Source organism: Martinezella lusitana, from assembly GCF_014207095.1.
Taxonomy (GTDB): domain Bacteria; phylum Pseudomonadota; class Alphaproteobacteria; order Rhizobiales; family Rhizobiaceae; genus Rhizobium; species Rhizobium lusitanum_B.
On the sequence record NZ_JACHBG010000001.1, the window covers coordinates 841,950 to 865,636 of the forward strand.

Annotated in this window: 25 protein-coding genes and 1 tRNA gene; 10 read left to right on the forward strand and 16 right to left on the reverse strand. The window is 59.2% G+C overall.

Going from position 1 to position 23,687, the window contains the following annotated elements; translation table 11 throughout:
• Positions 1 to 34: 34 nt before the first annotated feature.
• Positions 35 to 181: a hypothetical protein gene (locus GGD46_RS04095; RefSeq protein ID WP_184702005.1), complete on the forward strand. Its 147-nt coding sequence runs from the start codon at positions 35 to 37 to the stop codon at positions 179 to 181.
• 135 nt (positions 182 to 316) lie between these two features.
• On the opposite strand, the gene gpt is transcribed toward GGD46_RS04095, so the two are convergent.
• The 3 genes from gpt to GGD46_RS04110 all read right to left on the reverse strand — a co-directional run bounded on the left by gpt (position 317) and on the right by GGD46_RS04110 (position 2,863).
• A complete protein-coding gene (gene gpt, locus GGD46_RS04100; RefSeq protein WP_184702007.1) occupies positions 317 to 814 on the reverse strand; it encodes a xanthine phosphoribosyltransferase in 498 nt (165 codons plus the stop codon).
• A gap of 315 nt (positions 815 to 1,129) precedes the next feature.
• The gene (locus GGD46_RS04105; RefSeq protein WP_184702009.1) at positions 1,130 to 1,975 is read right to left on the reverse strand and encodes a universal stress protein; all 846 of its coding nucleotides are present in this window, start codon (positions 1,973 to 1,975) and stop codon (positions 1,130 to 1,132) included.
• A 114-nt stretch (positions 1,976 to 2,089) separates the two neighbouring features.
• The gene (locus GGD46_RS04110; RefSeq protein ID WP_184702011.1) at positions 2,090 to 2,863 is read right to left on the reverse strand and encodes a competence/damage-inducible protein A; all 774 of its coding nucleotides are present in this window, start codon (positions 2,861 to 2,863) and stop codon (positions 2,090 to 2,092) included.
• A gap of 244 nt (positions 2,864 to 3,107) precedes the next feature.
• On the opposite strand from GGD46_RS04110, the gene wrbA reads away from it, so the two are divergent.
• Positions 3,108 to 3,707 carry an NAD(P)H:quinone oxidoreductase type IV gene (wrbA, locus tag GGD46_RS04115; protein ID WP_184702013.1) on the forward strand — a complete coding sequence of 200 codons (600 nt, stop codon included), beginning with the start codon at positions 3,108 to 3,110 and terminating at the stop codon, positions 3,705 to 3,707.
• Positions 3,708 to 3,783: 76 nt separating this feature from the next.
• On the opposite strand, the gene GGD46_RS04120 is transcribed toward wrbA, so the two are convergent.
• Positions 3,784 to 3,869 (reverse strand) — tRNA-Leu (locus GGD46_RS04120).
• Between the two features lie 399 nt (positions 3,870 to 4,268).
• On the opposite strand from GGD46_RS04120, the gene ilvA reads away from it, so the two are divergent.
• Together ilvA and GGD46_RS04130 are read left to right on the forward strand one after the other, a co-directional pair.
• Positions 4,269 to 5,519 (forward strand): threonine ammonia-lyase, encoded by a 1,251-nt coding sequence (gene ilvA, locus GGD46_RS04125; protein WP_184702015.1) that lies wholly within the window; start codon positions 4,269 to 4,271, stop codon positions 5,517 to 5,519.
• A 37-nt stretch (positions 5,520 to 5,556) separates the two neighbouring features.
• Positions 5,557 to 5,895 (forward strand): HlyU family transcriptional regulator, encoded by a 339-nt coding sequence (locus tag GGD46_RS04130; protein WP_184702017.1) that lies wholly within the window; start codon positions 5,557 to 5,559, stop codon positions 5,893 to 5,895.
• Between the two features lie 112 nt (positions 5,896 to 6,007).
• Here the strand turns inward: GGD46_RS04130 and GGD46_RS04135 are convergent, their stop codons facing one another.
• The gene (locus GGD46_RS04135; protein WP_184702019.1) at positions 6,008 to 6,784 is read right to left on the reverse strand and encodes an SDR family oxidoreductase; all 777 of its coding nucleotides are present in this window, start codon (positions 6,782 to 6,784) and stop codon (positions 6,008 to 6,010) included.
• 105 nt (positions 6,785 to 6,889) lie between these two features.
• Between GGD46_RS04135 and GGD46_RS04140 the strand changes: the two genes are divergently transcribed.
• Positions 6,890 to 7,471 (forward strand): TetR/AcrR family transcriptional regulator, encoded by a 582-nt coding sequence (locus GGD46_RS04140; protein ID WP_184702021.1) that lies wholly within the window; start codon positions 6,890 to 6,892, stop codon positions 7,469 to 7,471.
• A gap of 53 nt (positions 7,472 to 7,524) precedes the next feature.
• Here GGD46_RS04140 and GGD46_RS04145 read toward each other — a convergent pair whose 3' ends face one another.
• Positions 7,525 to 8,139, reverse strand: a complete 615-nt coding sequence (locus GGD46_RS04145) for an FMN-dependent NADH-azoreductase (RefSeq protein WP_184702023.1) — start codon at positions 8,137 to 8,139, stop codon at positions 7,525 to 7,527.
• 137 nt (positions 8,140 to 8,276) lie between these two features.
• On the opposite strand from GGD46_RS04145, the gene GGD46_RS04150 reads away from it, so the two are divergent.
• Positions 8,277 to 9,245 carry a LysR family transcriptional regulator gene (locus GGD46_RS04150; RefSeq protein ID WP_184702025.1) on the forward strand — a complete coding sequence of 323 codons (969 nt, stop codon included), beginning with the start codon at positions 8,277 to 8,279 and terminating at the stop codon, positions 9,243 to 9,245.
• A gap of 144 nt (positions 9,246 to 9,389) precedes the next feature.
• On the opposite strand, the gene GGD46_RS04155 is transcribed toward GGD46_RS04150, so the two are convergent.
• Positions 9,390 to 11,378, reverse strand: coding sequence for a bifunctional 2',3'-cyclic-nucleotide 2'-phosphodiesterase/3'-nucleotidase (locus tag GGD46_RS04155; RefSeq protein WP_184702027.1), 1,989 nt, complete (start codon positions 11,376 to 11,378; stop codon positions 9,390 to 9,392).
• A gap of 138 nt (positions 11,379 to 11,516) precedes the next feature.
• Entirely contained in the window at positions 11,517 to 11,876 is a 360-nt protein-coding gene (locus GGD46_RS04160) for a PilZ domain-containing protein (RefSeq protein WP_184702029.1), read from the reverse strand.
• 162 nt (positions 11,877 to 12,038) lie between these two features.
• Here GGD46_RS04160 and GGD46_RS04165 point away from each other — a divergent pair, with 162 nt between their 5' ends.
• Positions 12,039 to 12,842, forward strand: a complete 804-nt coding sequence (locus tag GGD46_RS04165) for an endonuclease/exonuclease/phosphatase family protein (protein WP_184702031.1) — start codon at positions 12,039 to 12,041, stop codon at positions 12,840 to 12,842.
• 6 nt (positions 12,843 to 12,848) lie between these two features.
• On the opposite strand, the gene GGD46_RS04170 is transcribed toward GGD46_RS04165, so the two are convergent.
• Positions 12,849 to 13,310: an Lrp/AsnC family transcriptional regulator gene (locus tag GGD46_RS04170; RefSeq protein WP_184702034.1), complete on the reverse strand. Its 462-nt coding sequence runs from the start codon at positions 13,308 to 13,310 to the stop codon at positions 12,849 to 12,851.
• A gap of 150 nt (positions 13,311 to 13,460) precedes the next feature.
• Here GGD46_RS04170 and ald point away from each other — a divergent pair, with 150 nt between their 5' ends.
• The gene (ald, locus tag GGD46_RS04175; protein WP_184702036.1) at positions 13,461 to 14,579 is read left to right on the forward strand and encodes an alanine dehydrogenase; all 1,119 of its coding nucleotides are present in this window, start codon (positions 13,461 to 13,463) and stop codon (positions 14,577 to 14,579) included.
• 6 nt (positions 14,580 to 14,585) lie between these two features.
• Here the strand turns inward: ald and GGD46_RS04180 are convergent, their stop codons facing one another.
• From GGD46_RS04180 to GGD46_RS04200, 5 genes are all read right to left on the reverse strand, one after another.
• Positions 14,586 to 15,095: a DUF1203 domain-containing protein gene (locus tag GGD46_RS04180; protein ID WP_184702038.1), complete on the reverse strand. Its 510-nt coding sequence runs from the start codon at positions 15,093 to 15,095 to the stop codon at positions 14,586 to 14,588.
• Positions 15,096 to 15,204: 109 nt separating this feature from the next.
• Positions 15,205 to 15,765 carry a GNAT family N-acetyltransferase gene (locus GGD46_RS04185; protein ID WP_184702247.1) on the reverse strand — a complete coding sequence of 187 codons (561 nt, stop codon included), beginning with the start codon at positions 15,763 to 15,765 and terminating at the stop codon, positions 15,205 to 15,207.
• A gap of 8 nt (positions 15,766 to 15,773) precedes the next feature.
• On the reverse strand, positions 15,774 to 16,631 hold the full coding sequence (sseA, locus tag GGD46_RS04190) for a 3-mercaptopyruvate sulfurtransferase (RefSeq protein ID WP_184702041.1): 858 nt from the start codon (positions 16,629 to 16,631) through the stop codon (positions 15,774 to 15,776).
• Between the two features lie 66 nt (positions 16,632 to 16,697).
• Positions 16,698 to 17,435, reverse strand: coding sequence for an alanyl-tRNA editing protein (locus GGD46_RS04195; protein WP_184702043.1), 738 nt, complete (start codon positions 17,433 to 17,435; stop codon positions 16,698 to 16,700).
• 4 nt (positions 17,436 to 17,439) lie between these two features.
• Positions 17,440 to 18,480 carry a cysteine synthase A gene (locus tag GGD46_RS04200; RefSeq protein WP_184702045.1) on the reverse strand — a complete coding sequence of 347 codons (1,041 nt, stop codon included), beginning with the start codon at positions 18,478 to 18,480 and terminating at the stop codon, positions 17,440 to 17,442.
• A gap of 290 nt (positions 18,481 to 18,770) precedes the next feature.
• Between GGD46_RS04200 and GGD46_RS04205 the strand changes: the two genes are divergently transcribed.
• Positions 18,771 to 19,601: an SDR family oxidoreductase gene (locus GGD46_RS04205; protein WP_184702047.1), complete on the forward strand. Its 831-nt coding sequence runs from the start codon at positions 18,771 to 18,773 to the stop codon at positions 19,599 to 19,601.
• Between the two features lie 2 nt (positions 19,602 to 19,603).
• On the opposite strand, the gene GGD46_RS04210 is transcribed toward GGD46_RS04205, so the two are convergent.
• Positions 19,604 to 21,061 (reverse strand): cryptochrome/photolyase family protein, encoded by a 1,458-nt coding sequence (locus GGD46_RS04210; protein WP_184702049.1) that lies wholly within the window; start codon positions 21,059 to 21,061, stop codon positions 19,604 to 19,606.
• A 247-nt stretch (positions 21,062 to 21,308) separates the two neighbouring features.
• Here GGD46_RS04210 and GGD46_RS04215 point away from each other — a divergent pair, with 247 nt between their 5' ends.
• Positions 21,309 to 22,421: a sn-glycerol-3-phosphate import ATP-binding protein UgpC gene (locus GGD46_RS04215; RefSeq protein ID WP_184702052.1), complete on the forward strand. Its 1,113-nt coding sequence runs from the start codon at positions 21,309 to 21,311 to the stop codon at positions 22,419 to 22,421.
• A gap of 346 nt (positions 22,422 to 22,767) precedes the next feature.
• Here the strand turns inward: GGD46_RS04215 and GGD46_RS04220 are convergent, their stop codons facing one another.
• Positions 22,768 to 23,682 (reverse strand): ABC transporter permease subunit, encoded by a 915-nt coding sequence (locus GGD46_RS04220; protein ID WP_184702054.1) that lies wholly within the window; start codon positions 23,680 to 23,682, stop codon positions 22,768 to 22,770.
• Positions 23,683 to 23,687: the final 5 nt, after the last annotated feature.

Below are 23,687 nucleotides of genomic sequence, written 5' to 3' on the forward strand. Positions count from 1 at the left end.
CAGGAGGCTAAGAGATTCAAGAGCTTGAGGAGAGATGTTCGCCTTCGGTGCGATGGTGAATGCGGCAAATGTCATCACGACCGGAATAAAAAGCGACAAAATTGTGACCGTGACCTTCAGGCCATTGGCTGTGGCGCAAAAGCGTGCTGTAGCGCGTTATGATTCGGCCCGAATGCCTTGAATTCCACGTGTTCTCGGCATCCAGAGCCCACTAAATCTAGTGGGCGCCGTAGCGCCCACCTCTATTTTCTCGTTTATATGTCGATCTCAAACGGCGGATGGAATCGAACGTGATTCGCGCCGAAACCGATCTGCTTCAGCCGCGATGGCCCTTGGCGATCGGCTCCTGATAGGTGAAACCCATGTCCCAGGGGAAGTAGATCCAGGTATCCTGGCTGACTTCGGTGATGAAGGTGTCGATTGTGGGAACGCCGGTCGGCTTGGCATAGACGCAGGCGAAATGTGCCTTCGGCAACATGGCGCGAACTTCAAGCGCCGTTTTGCCGGTATCGGTAAGATCGTCGACCACTAGCACGCCTTCGCCGCCATCGGCGGCCAGTTCCGGGGCAATGCCCTTGAGCAGGTTCATTTGACCCTGCTCCGAATAATCGTGGTAGGAGGCGATGCAGACGGTATCGATCAGGCGGATGTTGAGCTCGCGCGAGATGATGGCGGCCGGCACCAGACCGCCGCGGGTGATACAGACGATCGCCTTGAATTCGCGGTTGAGGCCGGCAAGCCGCCAGGCAAGCGCGCGGGCATCGCGATGGAACTGATCCCAGGATACGGGAAAGGCTTTATCGGGCAGGGACATGGCAGAAGGCTCCGGGGCATGGAATAACGACGCACCGGCAGCACCGGCGACCCTGAGCAGACCCCGCGGCGGGCGCGGACCATGAACCAAATCCGGAACGCGATTCGCTGCTATCGACTTGAACAGGATCTCAACAGTGAAAAGCACCGGCTTTTCGGGATCATGTTCCATGGACCGCGCGAACGGTTCCCTGGCGGGAATTCTGTCATCGGTCGCTGCTTTCTGCTGGATTTACCGTCAAAAGGCAAGAGCCGCAGGCCAACGAGACGGTGTACATTCCCGCCAGAAACCTGTGATTTCCCAGCCTTCGCTCGATCAGCGCGCCAGAAGCGTCATCGCGGTCATGGATTGTAGCAAGGTGCGCGTCGTGCCGCCGAAGATCATCTGCCAGAGCCAGGAGTGCGTATAGGCGCCCATGACGAGAAGATCGATACTATCATCCGCAAGACGGTTTTCGATCACTTGCGACGGCGTCGACTTGCCGGAGCAAGCGGCCGTTTCGAATTTGGCGCGCACGCCGTGCCGGGTGAGGGCCGCTGCAATCTGCACGCCGCTTTCCTTCGACGGGTGCGTTTCCTTCTCGGAGGTACTGACCGACAATATCTCGACGGAATCCGCCGCCTTCAGGAAAGGCAGCGCATCGAAGGTGGCGCGCGCCGCCTCCCTCGAGCCGTTCCAGGCGATCAGGATGCGGCGGATCGGCTTTGGTTCCTTCAGGATGTAGGGGATCAGCAGTACCGGCCGACCACTGTCGAACAGGAACGTTTCCACATCGACCTGCGTGTCGGAATATTTCGATGGATTGGGTTGCACTGCTAACAGCAGATCGGCGCTGCGGGCGGTTTCGACCAATGGCTCGGTGCCGTAGCCAACGGTACTGGCGAAGCTGTGCCACTCATAGTCGAGGCCGGTCTGCTCCATTTTCGAGCGAAACAGCCGCTCGATCTCGATCGCCTGATTGTGGACGACTTCCTGAAGCGCCTGCACGGCTACAGGATCCGGAATTTCCATCGGCGCCACGAGTGGCACGGTCGAGACGACTTCCGCATGCAGGCCGACAATACGCGCGCCATGCTCCTTGGCGATATCAGCTGCAAAGTCTGCGGCGATGCGCGTATTGTCGGGATTGTCGAGAACGGTCACAATTGTTTTATACGACATGACGTGATCTCCCATGCGGAAGGGTTGGATCGCTATATTATATCAGCATTCCGCTTCGGAATAATGCGCCGAGTTCATTTCTGTTCCCCGACAAATGCACGCCGTCGTTGAACATCATGCCTCAGCGGACTGATTTTCCTTGGCTTTCGACTGTCGGATGGCTTCGATCATCGCGCGTACTTCGGCTGCGACATTTTCAACCAGCTCAGCGGAACGGCCTCTCACGACGATCTCGGTCGAGAAGAACTGGCCGACATAGCGCGGGTAGGAGCCGATGCTGGTGTCCGGATGCGCCTTCTGGATGAGGCCGAGCGGCGTGCCGATCTCGCCCTCGCCATACGGGCAGGAAATGGCCGTGGACAAAACGCGCGCGCCGGTCCTGAGCGTCGGGATGACGTTGTCGAGCATCGCCTGGAAAACCTGCGGCACGCCGGCCATGACATAGACATTGCTGATGTTGAAGCCGGGCGCCGTCGAGACCGGATTGGCGATATGCTTCGATCCCAGAGGCATGCGCGCCATGCGCTGACGAGCTTCTGTAAACTCCATCTCGCGGCGGGCATACATTTCGCCCATGATCCGCATGGCTTCGGCATCATGCTCGCAGGCCACGCCGAACGCCTTGGCGATAGCATCGGCGGTAATATCGTCATGAGTCGGACCGATGCCGCCCGAGGTGAAGACGTAATCATATTGGCTGCGCAGAGCGTTGAGTGCCGATACGATGGCATCTTCTTCATCGGCCACGATGCGAACTTCCTTCAGGTCGATGCCAGCCAGCAGCAGTACATCGGCGAGATGGCCGATATTCTTGTCTTTCGTCCGGCCAGAGAGCAGTTCGTCGCCGATGGCCAGCATGGCGGCTGTGACAATGGTTTCGTTTGACATGAAGATATCCAGGAAAATGCGCGTGGGCGCGATCGCAGAAAAAGGTTCCAAATAGGTAGCGCTGTTTACAGCGAATGCAAACGCGAGTTTTCATGTCGTCGTCGGCGATCGCAAGATGTTGCAAATGAATTTTCGTCTACGCAGAATGAACAGTGCGTTCTGAGCACGGGGGCTGCTCCACCGTCGCATCGCTGATAAAACCGAATGCAACACTTAACGCGTCTAGCAAACAGGAGACGTTCTCATGGCTAAGGTTCTGGTTCTCTACTATTCCGCTTACGGTCACATCGAAAAGATGGCCTATGCCGTCGCAGAAGGCGCAAAGTCCACGGGTGCAGAAGTCACCGTCAAGCGCGTGCCGGAACTCGTACCGGAAGAAGTCGCGAAGGCTTCCTACTTCAAGCTCGATCAGGACGCGCCGATCGCAAAGCCGGATGAACTGGCCGAATACGATGCGATCATCGTCGGTGCCGGCACCCGCTTCGGCACGGTTGCCTCGCAGATGCGCAATTTCTGGGATCAGACCGGTGGCCTCTGGTTCAACGGCAAGCTCGTCGGCAAGGTCGGCTCGGTGTTCACCTCGTCCGCGACCCAGCACGGCGGTCAGGAATCGACCATTCTTGGCTTCGTCCCAACCTTTTTGCATCAGGGTATGGTCGTCGTCGGCCTGCCCTATGCCTTCCAGGGCCAGATGGGCACGGAAGAAGTCAAGGGCGGCTCGCCCTACGGCGCTTCGACGATCACCAACGGCGACGGCTCGCGCCAGCCTTCGGAAATCGAACTCGAAGCAGCAAAATACCAGGGCGCCCACGTCGCCAAGATCGCCGCCAAGCTCACGGCTTAATTCGAATTCTGCACTCATGAGAGAGGCGCGGCGAAAGCTGCGCCTTTTTCGTTTCAATTTCGATGGAGCTTGATTTTGGTGCGGACGACGGGGGTCGAACCCGTACAACCAAAGGTCGAGGGATTTTAAGTCCCTTGCGTCTACCAGTTTCGCCACGTCCGCGTGCTTTTTCCCTTCAAGCACTTGAGCGATTCAGTCAAGGAAATGTTTTTCAAGGCAAGCCAAGTTATGTGCCTGCCGCGCACGGATTTATGTCCTGCGAGGCCACAGCGGCTCCTGAAGAGGCCGGATAGGCTCAGGCGAAGCCCGCCTGCGCCGACGGATCGGTGTTGGGGCGGGCCTCTGACCATCATCATGATGGCTGTGTCATATTGGACGCAGGGGAAGCTTTGCTGTCAACTCGCAGATTTTGGGAATTCCGCTGTCAGAGACATAAATAGTTAATTGCCGGTAAGCGGCGGCAATATCGCTGCGACAGGTCCGAAAGAACCACAAACAGGCTTTCTTTGCTCATGTTTCCTGTGTCATAGCGGGTGCTTATTGAAGAAGGACGGATAAGCCGTGGACAAACAGACTGTTCTCGAAGCAACCGAGGCCATGCGTGGCCTTTTTCCCGCAACGCCGCTACAGCTGAACGAGCACCTTTCCGCCCGCTATGGTGCCGATATTTGGCTGAAGCGTGAAGATCTGACGCCGGTGCGTTCCTACAAGATCCGTGGCGCCTTCAACTTCTTCCGCAAGGTGATTGCAAAGGGCGGCACGGGAAAGACCTTCGTCTGCGCATCCGCCGGTAATCACGCCCAGGGCTTTGCTTTCGTCTGCCGCCATTTCGGCGTGCCAGGCGTGGTCTACATGCCGGTTACCACGCCGCAGCAGAAGATCGACAAAACCCGCATCTTCGGCGGCGAGTTCATCACGATAAAGCTCTTCGGCGATTTTTTCGATCAATGCTATCAGGCAGCCCGCGAGCATGTTGAGAGCATCGATGGCGTGATGGTGCCGCCCTTCGATCATGCCGACATCATCGAAGGGCAGGCGACCGTTGCTGCCGAAATCGCCGAACAATTGCCTGATGGCGTCGTTGCCGATCGCATCCTGCTGCCCGTCGGCGGCGGCGGTCTCGCAGCAGGGATCACCGGCTATTTTGCCGACACCGTTGCCCGCGACGCCTTCACCTTCGCCGAGCCGGCCGGTGCTCCGAGCCTGCGCCGTAGCATCGAGGCAGGGCATGTCGTTGTGCTGACCAAGGTGGATAATTTCGTCGATGGCGCTGCCGTCGGCCGGATCGGCGATCTGAACTTCGCCGCGCTTAAGGAATTTTCGGCGGGGCAGGTCCACCTCATCGAGGAAAACGCCATCTGCGTCACGATCACCGATATGCTGAACGTCGAAGGCGTAGTGCTGGAGCCGGCCGGGGCGCTGGCGATCACGGCGCTCGAAAAGCTCGATCGAGACAGCATTCGCGGCAAGACCGTCATTGCCGTCGTTTCCGGCGGCAATTTCGATTTCGAGCGCCTGCCTGACGTCAAGGAACGCGCCATGCGCTATGCCGGGCTGAAGAAATATTTCATTCTGCGTCTGGCGCAACGCCCCGGCGCGCTTCGTGATTTCTTGAACATGCTCGGCCCTGAGGATGACATCTCACGCTTCGAATATCTGAAGAAGAGCGCCCGCAATTTCGGCTCCATCCTGATTGGCATCGAGACGAAGAATCCGGATAATTTCAAACAGCTTATCGCCAATTTCGAAAGCTCCGGCATGGGCTACGAGGACATCACTGAAAACGAGATCCTGGCAAACCTGATCATTTGACTTTGCGAGCCTACAACCTTCATGCTAAAGGCGATCCATGGCTTCGTTCTTTTCAAATATCATCTCGATCTTCACCGGTGGTCCGGCACAGCCGGGCGCTGAGAAATCTGGCGGCTCTACGGTCAGCGCAGAGCCGCAGGTTCATGCCGGCTGCACGATCCATGCGACCCCGCAGCGCGAGGGTAACCAGTTCCGCCTCATGGGCCGGATCGAGAGGGACGTGAACGGCGAGATTCTGGTGCGTACTTTCATCCGTGCCGATGTCTTCACCTCGTCGGACGATGCCGTGGAATCGACCTTCCGCAAGGCACAGCAGATCATCGACCAGAACGGCACCGGTCTCTTCGGCGACGGCGAAAAGGTTCGCCAGGTCTGATCGGCATCGGGTTTCTGTCATACCCGTATGATCGCCGGGCCGCCTCCCGCAATGGCTATGGCGGCCCATGATACTCATTCAAATCGCTTGCTGATTGGATTTTCGCTCAGGCTTAAGCCACACGAAACATCTTGGCGCCGGATGGAGCGTTGATGGCGCCGCCGTCGACGGTGATTTCGATGGCCGTGACGTTGGCGGAATCATCCGAGGCGAAATAGAGCGCCGCCTTGGCGATTTCGTCGGCTTCACTCATGCGGCCAAGCGGGCTCATATTGCCAAAGCGGGCCTGCAACGCGTCCAAAGCTTCCGGCGTGGCGGCGCGTGGATCCCAGATCGGCGTCTTGGTGGCGCCAGGCGTGACCTGGTTGACGCGGATGCCGCGCGGTGCAAGTTCGGACGCGAGATTGCGCGTCATGGCGCGAACGGCACCCTTGGTGCCGGCATAGGCCGAAGCGCCGGGAATGCCCAGCACGGCATGGACCGAGCCATTGAGGATTACCGAGCCGCCGTCGTTCAGGTGCGGCAAAGCCGTTTGCACGGTGAAGAAGACGCCGGTGAAATTGATGCGCACGATGGTTTCGAACTGCTCAAGCGTGGTCTTGCCGAGTGGGGTTTCTCCGGCAATTCCGGCGTTGGCGAAGACGATATCGAATTTTCCAAGCTTTTCGGCGGCCTCGGCAAATGCCTTCTCCATGGCCGGGATGTCGGTCGTGTCGGCCTGCAATGCCAGAATGCCGCTACCGAGTTCTTCAGTAGCCGCAGCCAGTGTTTTCGCGTTGCGGCCTGTTATGGCGACCTTGGCGCCTTCGGCGAGGAAGAGGCGGGCTGTGGCAAGCCCGATACCGCTGTTTCCGCCGGTGATGACAGCAACCTTGTTCTTGAGACGCATGTTCGTAGCTCCTGTTGGCTTTCGTTGCGATCTGGATTATGATCGTTATCCACAAGGATTACGGTCGTAATCCATTTTGTCAAGCCGGGCACGAAGGGATTTTCGATGGGCCGCTCGCAACTGGAAAAGCAGAAGACGCACGAACGCATCGTCACACTCGCTGCCAAGCGTCTGCGTGAAGAAGGATTGGAAGGAATTGGCGTCGCCGATCTGATGAAGGAGGCTGGTCTGACAGTCGGCGGCTTCTACAAGCATTTCGGCTCCCGCGACGAACTTGTGGCGGAAGCCATGGAATCGGCAATCGGATCGTGGCGGCGGCAGCAGGAGGAGCAGGGAATTGCTCCCGAAAGCATATCGCTGAACGACTATGTCGACGGCTACCTTAGCGAACGTCACCGGGATCATTGCGGCGAGGGCTGTGCCTATGCAGCGCTGACGGCGGATATGGCGCGCAGCAGCGATGCGGTTCGCGCAGTCGCGACCGAAGGCTTGCGAATGAATTTCGAGACCATGACGGCACGTATGCCGGAGCCTGAGACCGCAGAAGCCAGACGCAAGGCGATTATCGCCTCCTGTCTTATGACCGGCGCGCTCGGCCTTGCGCGCGTGGCGAACGACGAGGCGCTTTCGAACGAAATTCTGGAGACGGTGAAGCAGTTCGTGAAAGTACTGCCACAGGCAAAATAGCAAAGCGGCCGGTTGGAGCCGGCCGCCTGTTATTGTCGGAATAATGCTGTCGATTAAGCGGCGAGGGCCAGCTCGGAAGCGCGGGCCTGAGCGGCGCCGATAGCCTTTTCGGCAGCTTCCGGACCAAAGGCGACGCCTTCCACATAGACGGTCTCGACATCGGTGATGCCGATGAAGGCCAGAACCGACTTCAGGTAGGGAACAGCGTGGTTCAGCGGAGCAGCCGGGCCTTCGGAGTAGACGCCGCCGGAGGCGAGCACGATATAGGCCTTCTTGCCGGTTGCCAGACCCTTCGGGCCGGTTTCGGTGTAGGTGAAGGTACGGCCGGCGCGAGCGACGTTGTCGATCCAGGTCTTCAGCGACGAATAGATGTTGAAGTTGATGAGGCCGGTGCCGATGACGACCGTGTCGGCTGCGAGCAGCTCGTCAACCAGCGCGTCGGAAACCTTGACGAGTTCTTGCTGTTCGGGAGTGCGGGCGTCGGCCGGCGTGCGGATAGCGGCCGTGAAAGGGCCGTCGATGTGCGGCAGGTTGTCGGCTGCGAGGTCACGCTTGACGAGCGTCTTGCCCGGATTATTGGCCTTGATCTTCTCCGCAAGCTCGACGGCGATCTTGGTGGAGAGCGAATCCGGGCGCGGGCTGGAAGTCAGAAGCAGAATGGAGGACATATCCGTTTTCCTTTTCAATGGGTTGCGAAAATCGGCTGGGAGAGTCCGATCTCGTTCGGGTTAATAGATAAGTCCTCAGTGCTATCGAGAAAAACTGTGATAATATGGATTGTAATTATCGATAGAATGGATGGCCGATGCTTCCCAATCCCACCCTTGACCAGCTGCAGGTGTTCCTGACCGTTGCAGAGTCCGGCAGCTTTTCCGCGGCTTCGCGCGTTCTCAATCGTGCGCAATCGGTCATCAGCTACACGATCGCCAATCTGGAGGCCCAGCTGGAAATGCCGCTGTTCGAGCGTTCCGGCTCGCGTCAGCCGAAGTTGACGGATGAGGGCAGGGTGATGCTGGAGGATGCGCGCCGGATCCTCGCCGATCTTCAGGTGATGCGCGCCAGGGTGAAGGGTCTGAAAACCGGGCTTGAGGCGGAGGTGGCTGTCGCCATCAGCGTCATGGTCCCTGTGCACGCCACCGTCGAGGTGCTGCGCGAATTCCGCGATCGCTTTCCTTATGTGTCGCTGCGGCTCGATACGGGCGAGCTCGGCACGATGATGGAGCTGGTCAATAGTGGCAAGTCGACCATCGGTATCGGCGGCGCTGTCGTCAAACAGGATGATGCGCTGGTCATCGAGCGTATCGGCCACTCCTTCATGATGCCGGTCGCTGCACCCACGCATCCGCTGGCGCAGCTCGGAAGGCCGCTGACGCTGGCGGATGTGCGCGAAGAGGTTCAGCTTGTCGTCACCGATGCTTCAAGCCTCACCAACGGCAAGGATTTCAATGTCCTGTCCTACAAGACCTGGCGCGTCAGCGATATCGCCACCAAGCATCAGCTGGTCAGAGGTGGTCTGGGCTGGGGCGGCTTGCCGGCATCCTTCATCATGGAAGATTTGCAGAAAGGCCGGCTCGTGCCGCTGCCTCTCGATGCCTACGATCAAAGCGAATATCCGATCTATGCCATCCGCAAGCTCGATAATCCGCCCGGACCGGCTGCAGCGTGGATGATTGAAGCTTTTCGCTCCCGTCTGTCGCACTGCCCGAACCAGGCGGATTTCAAGGCGGCGGTCGAGATGTTTAATCCTGAAGAAAAGCGCTTGGCCGCTGAGTGAAAGTCCTCTCCTCGCTCAAGCAATTCCAGGAAAAGTGCATAGCGGTTTTCCGTTCGGAATTGCGTAAAAATAAGATGAGAGAGCGGTCCAGAATTTCCGTGAAAAACTGAACCGCTCTTAAGGAGAGGGCCTTTCGTTGCGGGCTTAGAGCACCAGCCGGTAGTTGCGGAAGCCGTCCGCACCTTCGCCGGCGTCTTCGATCTTCACGCTCTTGATCTGACCGAGGAAATCCTTGGCCTTCGGTGAGCTCTGGAAGACGACAGTCGTGCCCGGCAGCGGCTTGAAGGTCCAGTTGCCGTCAGCGGTCGGGTTGATCGTGCCCTGTTCGTGAACATAGCGCACGATGACGTCACGGTTGGTATCGGGCGCCTGGTAGATCACCTTGTCGGCGCCGATTTCCGGGAAGTTGCCGCCGCCGCCGGCGCGGTAGTTATTGGTGACGACGACGAACTTCTGCGCAGGGTCGATCGGCTTGCCGTTGAACTGCAGGTTCTGGATGCGGTTCGAATCGGCATTCGCGACCTTGCCGTCATCGCTGAAGCGGCGCGGCTGCGAGACGTCGATCTGGTACGTCACGCCGTCGATGACGTCGAAATTGTAGGACGGGAAGCTGTTGTTGATGATGTCAGCATCCTTGGCGCCGGGCTTGACCTGATTGAACATCGCGGCCGACATTTCCAGCCAGTTCTTGACCTGCGCGCCGTTGATGACGACAGCCTGCACTGTGTTCGGATAGAGATAGAGGTCGGCGACGTTCTTGATCGCGATATCGCCAGCCGGAACGTCCGTATAGTAGTCGGCGCCGTTGCGGCCGCCGCATTTGAAGGGGGCTGCAGCCGAAAGAACCGGCAGGTCCTTATACTGCGTCTCCTTCAGCATCTGCTTGATGTACCAGACCTGCGCCTGGCTGACGATCTGCACCGACGGATCGTCAGCGACCAGCGCGAAGTAGGAATAGAGCGGCGCCGAGGTCTTGCCGACAGGCGTGCGGACGTAGGTCAGCGTTGCCTCGTGTTCGGCCTTGGCGGCTTCGACGACTTCCTTCTTGTCGGCGACATCGGCGATGACCTTCTTCTTGTCGTCGCGATGGTAGATCGGCCGCGCTTCGGAGGTGAAGTCGACAATCTTCCAGCCCTTGCCGTCCTTTTCCAGCAAGAGGTCGATGAGGCCGAGATGCGAGCCCCAGAAGCCGGCCATGACGGCAGGTTTGCCGTGCAGCGTGCCCTTGACCGGATCGGCATCCTTGACGCCGTCCCAGGTCTTCGGGCCGGGGAAGACGAGATGCTGGTGGCCGGTGAAGACGGCATCGATGCCATCGACCGCCGCAACATAGAGCGAGGCGTTTTCCATCTTCTCGCTCGGGCCGCTGCCGTCGATGCCGGAATGCGAGAGTGCGATGATGATGTCGGCGCCTTCGGCCTTCATGACCGGCACCCAGGCCTTGGCAGCCTGAACGATATCGCGGGTCTGCGCCTTGCCTTCGAGGTTCTTGATGTCCCAGAGCATGATCTGCGGCGGCACGAAGCCGATGAAGCCGATCTTGATCGGGCTTTCATTGCCGGAGCCATCCTTGATCTTCTTTTCGAGGATCAGATACGGCTTGAAGAACAGATCGTCCTTCGTCGGGTCGGAGGCGAGCTGGCCCTTGGTCAGGTTGGCGCAGACGAAGGGGAAGTTCGCACCGGCCAGCACCTTGAACATGAAGTCAAGGCCATAATTGAATTCGTGGTTGCCGAGCGTTCCCACAGAATAGCCGAGCGTGTTCATCGCCTTGATGACCGGGTGAACGTCGCCGTCCTTCATGCCGTGCTGATAGGCCATGTAGTCGCCCATCGGGTTGCCCTGCAGCACGTCGCCATTGTCGATGAGGAGCGAGTTGGTGGCTTCGGCGCGGATATTGTCGATGATCGTCGCAGTACGCGTCAGGCCCATCGTGTCGTTCGGCTTGTCGGCATAATAGTCATAAGGGAAGACGTTGACGTGGATGTCGGTCGTTTCCATGAGGCGCAGATGCGCCTGGTTGCCGGCTGCGCGCGCGGCGAAAGGATGCAGCACGATCAGCGCCGCCGTGGCGCTGAGGCCTTGCAGCAGGGAACGGCGCGACATGCTGGGCAGATCCAGAATGGAAGACATGGAACACTCCTTCAACGATAGGGCTATTGTCCGTCGATCATCTCTCGGGCGAGCGGAGATTAGGACGATTTGCGAAGGTGTGCACCAGGAATGTGACAGGCTTATTGTGGTTGTGAGTCCGCAAACGTGAACTTTTGATCAGCGTTTCAGAACCGGCTTTATGTCCTTGTGGAAAAAGCGAAAATAGGAAGCGACCTTTGCCGATGCATTGGACGAGCGGTCGAATTCGATGCCGATGCGGCCATTGTGGGTCCAGCGCACGAAGCCATCCAGCAAACCGATATCATCGCACTCGACACGAACCTTGCTGCCGGCTGCGGCATAGAGCGGCGATTGCAGATCGAGAGCGATCCCGTTTGTGGAAATATCGACCACACGACCGGCGACAAGCTTGGTGAAGTAGCGAACCTGGCCCGTCAACCGGGCATGGTGGCGCGGCGAACCTCGTGTCTTGATTTTGAGATTGCCTTGCACGAGAGATTTCGAAGAGAACTGCATGATGTTATCCCAGCCCTTGCATCTTTTCACATCTTGGATAGCAGGTGTGCATTGAGAGATGCTTAGGGTGATCGCTAAGATTGTAGCGAGCCGTCCCGAATCGGACCGAACTTGGGTGCCCGAGCCGCGACCGGCGATAGGACTATTAAAGAGGTGCGGAACATGCGTATCGTATCGTTGAATGCTTGGGGAGGCCGGCTGCATGAGCCGCTGATGCGCTATCTTGTGGACGTCAATGCGGACGTTCTGTGCCTGCAGGAAGTGGTTCGCACACAGGATGCGGACGCAGGATGGCTGGTCTATCGCGATCATGGCGTCGAACTTCCGCAGCGCGCCAACCTCTTCGAGGAGTTGAAAGCTGCTTTGCCGGCTTATGATGCCTTCTTCCATCCGGTTGCTAGGGGCGATCTCTTCGACGGCGACCGGCGGCTCTTCTCCGAGTTCGGGTTAGCGACCTTTGTGCGCAGGACGCACCCGGTCATTGCTCAGGCGGCGCGCTTCGTCCATGGGGATTTTTCGAGCGATGGCTATGGGCCGCACCCGCGCTCGCGCAACGCTCATTGTATCCGCCTGTTCGACTATCGACGCGGTTCTCCCATCACGATTGCCCATATGCATGGCCTGCGCGATCTTGAGGGCAAGGGTGACACACCAGCACGCCGCCATCAGGCCAATGCCTTGGTGGATTTGATCGGGCAGGTAAGACAGGAAGGTGACCGACTTGTCGTTTGCGGCGATTTCAATCTGCTACCGGGCAGTGAAACCTTCGAAATACTGGGCAGGCTGGGATTGATCGATCTTGTCACCTTGCGAGGACATGACGACACGCGCACCTCTCACTATCGCAAGCAGCCACGTTTTGCTGATTACATGCTGGTGACGCCGGATATCGAGGTCATCGACTTCGATCCGGTTGCCGAGCCCGAAGTTTCCGATCACCGCGCATTGCTGCTGGATATTCGCTAACGAAGGTCAGAGGCCGACATTCGGCCGCTCGATGACTTCGCGCAATGCGAAGCTCGAATTGATCTTCACGACATGGGGCAGGGCGGAGAGCCAGTCGCGATGGATGCGCTCGTAGTCCTCAAGGTCCCGCGCAGCGACGCGCAGGATATAGTCGTACTCGCCGGACATGAGGTAGCAGGCAAGCACGTTCGGACAGCGTTTCACCGCCGTCTCGAATTCCGAGAGCGTCTTGGCAAACTGGCCGGACAGCGAGATATGCACGATGGCAATCATCTTGTAGTCCAGCGCCTTCTGCGAGAGATGCGCGTGGTAGCCGGCAATTACGCCGCTCTTTTCGAGGATATCGAGCCTTCGCGAGCAGGCTGAGGGGGACAGGCCGACTTTTTCGGCCAGTTCCGCATTGGTGATCCTCGCATTCTGCTGCAGCATCCGCAGAATCGAATGATCTATGGCGTCGAGGTCGGACATTCGAAGAACTTTCGAAAAAACTCCTGTTCGCGCAATAAATCACGAAAAATGACTGCAGCGCAAATTGTCTTTGCAAGGACATTGCGGGGCTGTGGTGGTCTGATTTCCATCGGAGAAAATAAGACGCACAAGCATTCGAGGAGGAGTGAAATGCGCGTTGGTTGCCCCAAGGAAATCAAGAACCACGAATATAGAGTCGGCCTGACGCCGGCGTCGGTTCGCGAATATGTCGCCCACGGCCACGAGGTCTGGGTGGAAACGAAAGCCGGTGCCGGTATCGGAGCCGACGATCACGCCTATGTTGCCGCCGGCGCAAAGATCGCCGCGAGCGCCAAGGATATTTTCGAGAAGTGCGACATGATCGTGAAGGTCAAGGAGCCGCAGCCCTCGGAGTGGGCGCAGCTTCGTGAAGGCCAGCTTCTCTATACCTACCTGCACCTTGCGCCCGATCCGGAGCAGACCAAGGGCCTGCTGGCCTCGGGCGTGACCGCCGTCGCCTACGAAACGGTGACTGACGAGCGCGGTGGCCTACCGCTTCTGGCGCCGATGTCCGAAGTTGCCGGCCGCCTGTCCATCCAGGCGGGTGCCACGGCTTTGCAGAAGGCCAATGGCGGCCTCGGCATCCTGCTCGGCGGCGTGCCGGGCGTGCTTCCGGCCAAGGTGACGATCATCGGCGGCGGCGTCGTCGGCCTGCATGCCGCCAAAATGGCGGCAGGCCTCGGCGCAGACGTCAGCATCCTTGATCGCTCGCTGCCGCGCCTACGCCAGCTCGACGATATCTTCAATGGCCGCGTTCATACGCGTTATTCCAGCATTCAGGCACTGGAAGAAGAAGTATTCTCCGCCGATCTCGTCATCGGCGCAGTGCTGATCCCTGGCGCCGCCGCGCCGAAGCTGGTCACGCGCGAAATGCTGTCAGGCATGAAGAAAGGCTCTGTCATCGTCGACGTCGCCATCGACCAGGGCGGCTGTTTCGAAACCTCGCACGCGACCACTCATTCCGAGCCGACCTATGTGGTCGATGGCGTCGTGCACTATTGTGTTGCCAACATGCCCGGCGCGGTACCCGTCACCTCGGCACATGCGTTGAACAACGCCACCATCTACTACGGCCTCGCCCTGGCGGATCGTGGCCTCCGGGCCATTGCGGAAGACAAGCACCTCCGCAACGGCCTGAATGTTCATAAGGGCCGCGTCACCAACAAGCCGGTAGCCGAAGCGTTGGGCTACGAGGCCGTCGCGCCCGAAAGCATCCTCAACGTAGCCTGATACCAATCAGATAAAGGCGCCGGCATCCGCAAGTGCCGGCGTCTCGACTTTGTCGATCCGGCACTGATAGCAATTGTTGCGTGCCGAGCGGACGTGGACATAGGCAATGTCGGGCCGTCCCAGCAGTGCTGCCGCATAGGCGGGAATATCTCCGGTCGGCGTCACCGCGCCGGTGCCGTAGACGATGCGATCGTTCTTTCCGTAGCCGCGCACGATGAAATCCCGGCTGCTCGCCAGTACCGGCGGCAGGACTTCTTCCGCTGCATAGCGCTTGCAGGGCGTCTGGTGCAGGAAGATCGGGCCGGTCTCCGCATAGGGCTGCGGTTCCGGAAAGGGACGATAGGCGAAGACGAACAGTTCCTCGCCGGCGTTTATGTTGCGCAGGCAGTGCCGGCAGGGATGGCCTGGGCCGTCTGAAACCATGGTTTCAGGCTGGTGGCCATAGGCATCCGCGCCGCCACTCCAGAGAACTTCCGCGTCGGATGTCGGCATGGCTGCAAAAGCGATGGAAGGCATGGCAGAACTCCTTTCGAGATCTGCCATGTGATGCGCTGAAGCGAGATGGGAAACCACCCGATTCCTGCTGCCGGACGGAAAGCCGCCGCGTTCAGGTGTTGGAAATGCCTTAGCCGTTCTTTGCGAGTTCCAGCAGCTCTTTGTCGCTCAAGGGGCGGACGATGCCCTTGCCGGTGGAAATCGGCGAGAAACCGAACATCTGATAGAGCTGAAGCGCTCGCGGGTGATCGAGATCGTTGGTGGTCGTCACGATGCGCTGCGGGTTCAACGACCATATGGCATAGAGCGACTGGAGCAGGAACCACTTGCCGATGCCGAGGCCGAGCGCATGCTCGATAAGGCCGAAATGGCTGAGCTCGATCGTTTCCTCATCCTGGCGGAAATATTCGAAGAAGCCGGCAGGAGCGCCGTTGACGTAGAGCACGCTGATATCGTTGCGCTGGTCGTGAAGCACAGCAGCCAGTTCCTCGTCGGAGAGGCGAAGGCGATCCACCCAGTGCCAGCGCGCGCCGACCTGACGATACAGATAACGATAGAACGGCAGGGGAATGCCGGGCGAACGCATGATGGCCGTCTGGATGTTGACAGGCACCGCCAGGCTGGTCTTGGGCGGTGCGGTCATCTCCAGACGGGTGATGTGAACCTTGATCGACGAAGGTGTTTTCACGATCTTGATGCTCAATCTTGACCGGTGACGATGGGGGTATCCGTGCGGCTGCCCCATTCCGACCAGGAGCCGTCATAGAGCCTGTTGCTGCCATGGCCGAGAGATTCGAGCGCCAGCGTAATGATTGCGGCAGTAATCCCCGAGCCGCAGGTCGTTACGACAGGTTTTTCCAGATTGATACCCGCTTTCTCGATCGTCTCGCGCAGTTCCGGCAGGGATTTGAATTTGCCGTTCGTGGCGAAGACGCCCGATGGCAGGCTCCTTGCACCCGGCATGTGGCCGGAACGCATGCCTTCGCGCGGCTCCGGTTCGGTTGCGGCAAAGCGGCCGGCGCTGCGGGCATCGGCGATCTGCGAGGAGCTGCTGTCGACAATGCTGCGCATCTCGTCGAGAGCGACGACGCGGTCGCCGTTGAACTTCGGCTTGAATGTTGCGGGCTCGAAGGCCGGTAGCGCCGTTTCCAGCGGCCGTCCTTCGGCCTTCCAGCCATCCAGGCCACCATCGAGCACGTAGACGTTCGGTGCGCCCATGACGATGTGGAACAGCCACCAGACGCGCGGCGAGGCAAACACGCCCGGGCCGTCATAGACGACGATGCGATCCGTTTCGCTGATGCCGAGCTTGCCGACCTCCGCCGCAAAGAATTCGGGCGAGGGAACCATATGCGCCAGATTGGTCGAGTGATCGGCTATCTTGTCCTGATCGAAGCGGATGGCGCCTGGAATATGGCCACCGGCATATTCGGCGTCGGCATTGCGCTTCTGCGCCGGCAGATAGAAGGACGCATCGAGAATGCGCAGATCCTTGGCGCCCAGCTCGCTTTGCAGCCACTCGGCGGATACGACGAAACGGCTCTTGTCCGCTGCCATGATGATCTCTCCCTGCTGTAGTTTATTGGTCTTGATGTCGAGATATGGAGACGAGCGCCAGCCCGGTCAATTCTCGTCGGCCGGCGTGCCGAAGCGAATGCGGAAGCGGCGGTTTTCCTTGCCCTTCTTCTCGATCTTGGCGATGTAGATCGCGCCGACCTCCTGCGTCTCCGACACATGCGTGCCGCCGCAGGGCTGGCTGTCGACGGCCGAATCCTCGCCGATGCAGACGAGGCTCACGCGACCGAGGCCCATCGGTGGGCGCACATTCTTGGATTTGACAATGCCCGGATTGGCAATCAGTTCCTCGTCGGTGATCCACTGGACGAAAACCGGATGGTTCTCGTTGACCAGCGCCATCATTCGCGCCGTCACCTCGTCTTTGTCGATCGTCTCGCTCATGTCGAAATCGACGCGGCTTTCCTCTTCGCCGACAGCAGCGCCAGTGATCGGATAGGAGCAAACCACCGAGAGCAGGTGGCAGGCGGTGTGCATGCGCATCAGCTTGTAGCGGCGCGGCCAATCGACGTGCAGCACCAGCTTTTCGCCGACGATGGGCAATGGTTCGCCCTCGAGCGGCACATGGATGATGATATCCTTGATCGGACCATGCTTCGTCTGGCCGAGCATGATCCTGGAGCCGTCACCGCGCTCCAGAAAACCGGTGTCGCCCGGCTGACCGCCCGAGGTGGCGTAGAAACAGGTCTGATCAAGCTCAATGCCCCCGTCTTCGTGGATCGCGGTTACCATTGCTTCAGCGGTCGACAGATAGAAATCGTCACGATAGAGGGCATTGACGGTCATATGATCACGCTGTTGTTTCGTATGGGACGGCGATATCCGCCCGCTTTTCCAAATAGGCCGGCAACGGCAAGCCCTTGGACTTCAGGAAGTCGCGATTGAATAGCTTGGACTGATAGCGATTGCCGTAATCGCACAGGATGGTCACGATGGTATGTCCGGGACCGAGATCCCTGGCGAGGCGAACCGCGCCGGCGATATTGATGGCCGTCGAGCCGCCCAGGCACAGGCCCTCATGCTCGACCAGATCGAAGACGTAGGGAAGCGCTTCCGCATCGGTGATCTGATAGGCGTAATCGGGCGTAAAGCCCTGCAGGTTCGCCGTGATGCGGCCCTGGCCGATGCCTTCGGTGATCGAGGAGCCGGAGGATTTCAGCTCGCCGTTCTTATAGAACTCGTAGAGTGCGGCGCCTTCCGGATCGGCAATGCCGATTTTGATATCTTTGTTGAAGGCGTGCAGGCCCATCGCGACGCCTGCCAGCGTGCCGCCAGAGCCGACCGAGCAGATGAAGCCGTCGACCTTGCCATTCGTATCGGCCCAGATTTCCTTGGCCGTCGTCTCGACATGGGCCTGACGATTGGCGACGTTGTCGAACTGGTTCGCCCAGATCGCGCCGTTCGGCTCGGTCTTTGCCAGCTGTTCGGCAAGCCGGCCCGAAACCTTCACGTAGTTGTTCGGGTTCTTGTAGGGGACGGCCGGAACCTCGACCAGTTCGGCGCCGAGGAGCTTCAGTGCGTCCTTCTTTTCCTGGCTCTGGGTTTCCGGAATGACGATGACTGTGCGGTAGCCGAGCGCTTTGGCAACCAGCGTCAGGCCGATGCCGGTATTGCCGGCAGTACCTTCGACGATGACGCCGCCGGGCCTCAGTAGGCCCTTCTTCTCGGCATCGCGGATGATGTAGAGCGCTGCGCGGTCCTTGACCGATTGGCCCGGATTCAAAAACTCGGCCTTGCCGAGAATGGTCGAGCCCGTCGCCTCGGAGGCGCCCTTGAGCTTGATCAACGGCGTATTGCCAATTGCTTCGAGGACGGACGGATGGACGGTCATTGGAATCTGCCTTCTGTTCGCAACTACTGTAAGAACGGTCTTTTCCCTTCACAAGGCTGCATAGGCAAGAAATTCTGTTCCTCGCTATTTGTTCACGCCGCAAAATTCGACTTGGCGGCGATCATCTGCCTTTTCCTCGATTGGTATGTCTCCGTTTGGTGACATTGTTTTCCTCGCCAAGCCGCCAAACTGGCCGAAAGCGGCCACAATGATGCGCTAGTTCTAAAATGCCACGGACGACCGCTGTTTAAGCGTTTGATATAGGCGGCCGCCAGCCAAGGAGAAGAGCCATGAGCCCGTTCATCGCACGCCCTGAACACGGAGTCGTCTGGATCACCGGCGCCAGTTCCGGTATCGGCCGCGCGCTTGCGCTGAAGCTGGCAGAAGAAGGCTATAAGGTTGCGGTTACAGCGCGCAGCCATGAGATGCTCCTGGCGTTGCAGGCTGAGGCGAGCGCGCTTGCAGGCAGCATCGTTGTTCTCGACGGAGATGTCACCAATTCCGAGGATATGGAGCACACCGTTGCCGCTATCGAATATCAGCATGGCCCGGTTGCCCTGGTGGTTCTGAACGCCGGCATCTATCTGCCGGCGCGGGGAGAGGATCTCAACCACGAAGTCTTCGAACGCAGCTTCGCCGTCAACCTTCATGGTGTCGTCAATTGTCTCGTTCCAGCAGTACGTCATATGCGGGCAAGAGGCTATGGCCAGATCGCATTCGTATCCTCCTTGGCGGGCTATAGCGGCCTGCCAGGTACGGCTGCCTACGGGGCCAGCAAAGCCGCCATCATCAATATGGCCGAGAGCCTGAAATTCGAACTCGACCGCATGGGTATCCATGTCCAGCTCGTCACGCCAGGCTATGTCGACACGCCGTTGACGGCGCAGAACACATTCAAGATGCCGGATATGGTGTCGGCGCAGCAGGCGGCCGACGCGATCGCCGCAGGATTGAAATCGTCAACCTTCGACATCAGCTTCCCGAAGCGCATGGTCTATCGGGCAAAGCTGATGAGGTTCCTGCCCTATAGCCTCTATTTCCGAGTGCTCAGATATTTTCTCCGTAGCGGCCGCAAGCGCCGGGCGGTCGGAACGCCGGTGACCCCGCATCCGGCGGAATAGGACTATTCATCACGCTTCAGCGACGCGTGCGCATCGAGCGCGCGTTGCCGTGCGGCGGCATGATCGATGATGGGGCGCGGATAGTGCGTGCCGAGTTCTATGCCCGCGCACTTCAATACATCGTCAGGCGCCTCGAATGGCCGATGGATGTATTTTCTGTCGAGAGCGGCAAGCTCCGGCACGAAGGTTCTGACATAGTGGCCATCCCGATCGAATTTCTCCCCTTGCAGTACCGGATTGAAGATGCGGAAGAAGGGCGAGGCATCGGCCCCGGATCCCGCCACCCATTGCCAGTTTGCTGCATTCGCCGCCGGATCGGCATCGACGAGCGTATCGCGAAACCAGGCTTCGCCTTCGCGCCAGTCGATCAACAGATCCTTGATCAGGAACGAGGCGACTATCATCCGGACGCGATTGTGCATCCAGCCATGGCGCCAGAGCTGCCGCATGCCGGCATCGACGATCGGATAGCCCGTCTGCCCGCGCCGCCAGCTGTCGAACAGCCTGGGATCCTCACGCCATGGAAAATCGTCGTAGCGGTCGCTCCAGTTCGCGTAACCGAGTTTCGGGAACTGGAAGAGCTGGTGGTAGCAGAATTCGCGCCAGGCAAGCTCCTTGCGGAAACGAACGATATTGTCGGTCGGGATCTTGCCCGAGAGACCGCGCGTTGCATGCCATACGCGCGCCGGGGAAATCTCGCCGAGCGCTAAGTGGGGCGAGAGCAGGGAAGTCGCGGGCTTGTCGGGAAAATCGCGATCGACCGCATAGCCGTCGATTGCGGCATCGATGAACTCCTCGAGTTTTTCATGTGCCGCGGCTTCTCCCGGTGTCCACATATCGGGGAAGTCGCACGCCCAATTCGGTTTCGAGGGGAGCAAGGACCAGGAGTCCAGCTTGTCCGACTGCGGCCAGCGCTGAGGTGCTGCGAGCTTCGCAGGCGCATCGATGGGAAAGGGCGGCTCGTCGGATTGCTCCAGCGCCCGCCACAACGGCGTGTAGGTCTTATAGGGCGTGCCGGAGCCGGTGCGCAGGCGTGACGGCTCATGCAACAGCTGGCCGGCAAAGCTGTTGGCCTCGATGCCCTTGTTTCGCAGCGCCGTCTTTATGTGCGTGTCCACCGCGATGCCGGCGGGATCGTAGCGCCGGTTCCAGACCACGGCTTCCGCATCGGTCTCCGCAAGAAGCGCTTCAAGCACCGTTAGCGCATCGCCCTCTCGAAGGATGAGCTTGCTGCCGAGCCTGTCGAGCGACTCCTGCAATGCAGCAAGCGAATGATGCAGCCACCACTCTTGCGCGGCACCGAGCGGTCCGCAGCCTTTCGCTTCCGGCTCGCGAATATAGACGGGAATGATCGGGCGGTCCGATATCGCCGCAGCATGCAGGGCATGATTGTCATCCAGGCGCAAATCCTTGCGAAACCAAAGCAGGATGGGGTGAGGCTCTTCCTTCGATGTCGTCATGGCTCTGGCCGTTCGCCTCTTCATTGCTTTTCAAAATGCTCTGCCGCTGCCGGAACCCTTATGCGGCGGTTGCCTCCAAACGGTTCCACCACCCCGCGTTTTATAAGGAAATCCTACACGCAACTCTCGTGAGGAAATCTGAATGTCGAATGTGATATAAGGGATCCTTGTCACTGTTCTGTAATGCAAATTCGTTAGCAGTCCACCCGATTGACGTGCCCAGAATTGACAGACGGGGAAGATTGAAATGGCGGAAATTCGGATCGAACAAGTTCGCAAGGCGTATGGACGCAATCAGGTTGTCCATGGCGTTGACCTGAACTTCCGCTCGGGAGAATTCGTCGTCATTCTCGGACCGTCCGGCTGCGGCAAGTCCACGCTGCTGCGCATGATCGCCGGCCTTGAGGATATTTCCTCTGGCGAGATCATCATCGACGGCAAGGTGGTCAACCAGCTTGAGCCGCGCGAACGCGGCTGCGCCATGGTTTTCCAGAACTACGCGCTCTATCCGCACATGGATGTCGCCGCGAACATGGGCTATGCCCTGAAGGTTGCCGGCGTGCCGCGCGAGGAGCGTGACCGCCGCATCAAGGAAACCGCCAAGATCGTCGGCCTCGAAGATTTCCTCGCCCGCAAGCCGGCCGAGCTTTCCGGTGGCCAGCGTCAGCGCGTCGCCATGGGCCGCGCCATCATCCGCGAACCGAAGGTTTTCCTTTTCGACGAGCCGCTTTCCAACCTCGATGCCAAGCTGCGCGTGCAGATGCGCGTCGAAATCCGCCGCTTGCACAAGCGTCTGTCGGCCACCTCGGTCTTCGTGACCCATGATCAGGTCGAGGCCATGACGCTCGCCGACAAGCTCGTCGTCATGTACAAGGGCAATGTCGAGCAGGTCGGTACGCCGCTTGAAATCTACAACACGCCGCGCACCCGCTTCGTCGGCTCCTTCATCGGCTCTCCGGCGATGAACTTTCTCGAAGGGACCTTCTCAGCAACAGGCGAGCAATTCATCTTCGATGGCCTGCCGATCGGCATCGACGCCAATATCGGCAAACGTCACGCCGGCAACCCGGTCGCGCTTGGCATTCGTCCTGAACATGTACGTCTTGTGCCGGCAGGCACGCCGGGCGCCATTCCGGCCACGGTCGACTTCGTCGAAGAGCTCGGCGCCGGCCGCGTCATTCATTGCGATATCAACGGATCGAGCTTTGCCGTTGCCGTATCGGATCACACCACCGGCCAAACCGGCCAGTCCGTCGGACTTGAGCTGCCGCAGCAGCACACGCATCTCTTTGCCCAGGATACCGGTTTGCGGCTTGACGCCATTGCCGCCGTCACGCCTCTCAAGGTGCTGGCACACTAAAGTTTCAAACATCAATTTTCAGTACGTGCGCCCGGAAATCCTCACCGATTTCCGGGCTTTTTTTGCGCGAGCGAATGGCGATGCCGCCAGAGGCCCAGCCTGGTCGTGCTGAGATGCGGCGTATCGCGCAGACCATCGCTGTGTTAGCTGCTCGCAACGATCGCCTGTTTCGAAATCAAATCTTGGTGGGGAGGATTGTCATCCTGGCAGGGAGCTCGATCAGCGCGGTTTGGTTCCGCTCTCTCGGGAGAGAAGAATAGCTGATCAGCGATCGCAGATCCACGCTTGCAGGTGGGCCAAGGTAGGCGCCTGCCGCTCGCCCGATAGAAAGCGGCAGGCAATTCGATCACTTTTCAGTGGCGATCAGGCCGCGAACGAACCAGCGCTGCATCAGGACTACGACGAAGAGCGGCGGCAGCATGATGATCAGCGTGCCGGCCATGGCGATATGCCACTCGGGGAGGCCGCCAAAATTCGGTATGAGCGACTTGAGCTCGTGTACCGCCGTGACATGCGCGGGATCGGTGGTCACCAGCAGCGGCCAAAGATACTGGTTCCACGCCCACAGGAACATGATGGTGCCGAGCGCGGCCATGTTGGTGCGTGACAACGGTATCAGAATGTCGACGAAGAAGCGCAGTGCTCCCGCGCCATCCATGCGTGCTGCCTCGGTCAGCTCGTCCGGTATCGTCAAGAAGAACTGACGATAGAGGAAGGTACCGGTCGCGGTCGCGACCAGCGGCAAGATCAGGCCGATCGATGAGTTGAGCAACCCAAGATTCAGCGCGACCTCGATGCCTGTGACTTTTTGGACGAGCCAGCTGATACCGGTGATGTCGAGGATCGCCTGATAGGGCGACAGAACGTTCGCAGCGACCGCATAGGTCGGCACGATACGCACTTCGAGCGGCAACATCAGCGTTATGAAGATCAGCCAGAAGATGAAGTGGCGGCCTGGATAGCGGAAATAGACCAGCGAGAACGCGGTGATTGCCGAAATGAGCACCTTGCCTATTGCCACCCCGGTGGCGAAGATCAGGCTGTTCAGCAGCTTGGGTCCGAGATTGGCGGTCGTCCAGGCTGTCTTCATGTTGGCCCAAAAATCCGACCCGGGGATCAACGACATCGGCACCTTGTTGACGTCGGCAAGATTGTGGGATGCGGCGATGGCGACGATGGTTATCGGTCCAATCGCCACCACGAAGCCGATGAGCAAAATCAGATGGGTAAAGAAATTAAGGATGGGTGTGCGCTCGACCATGTCAG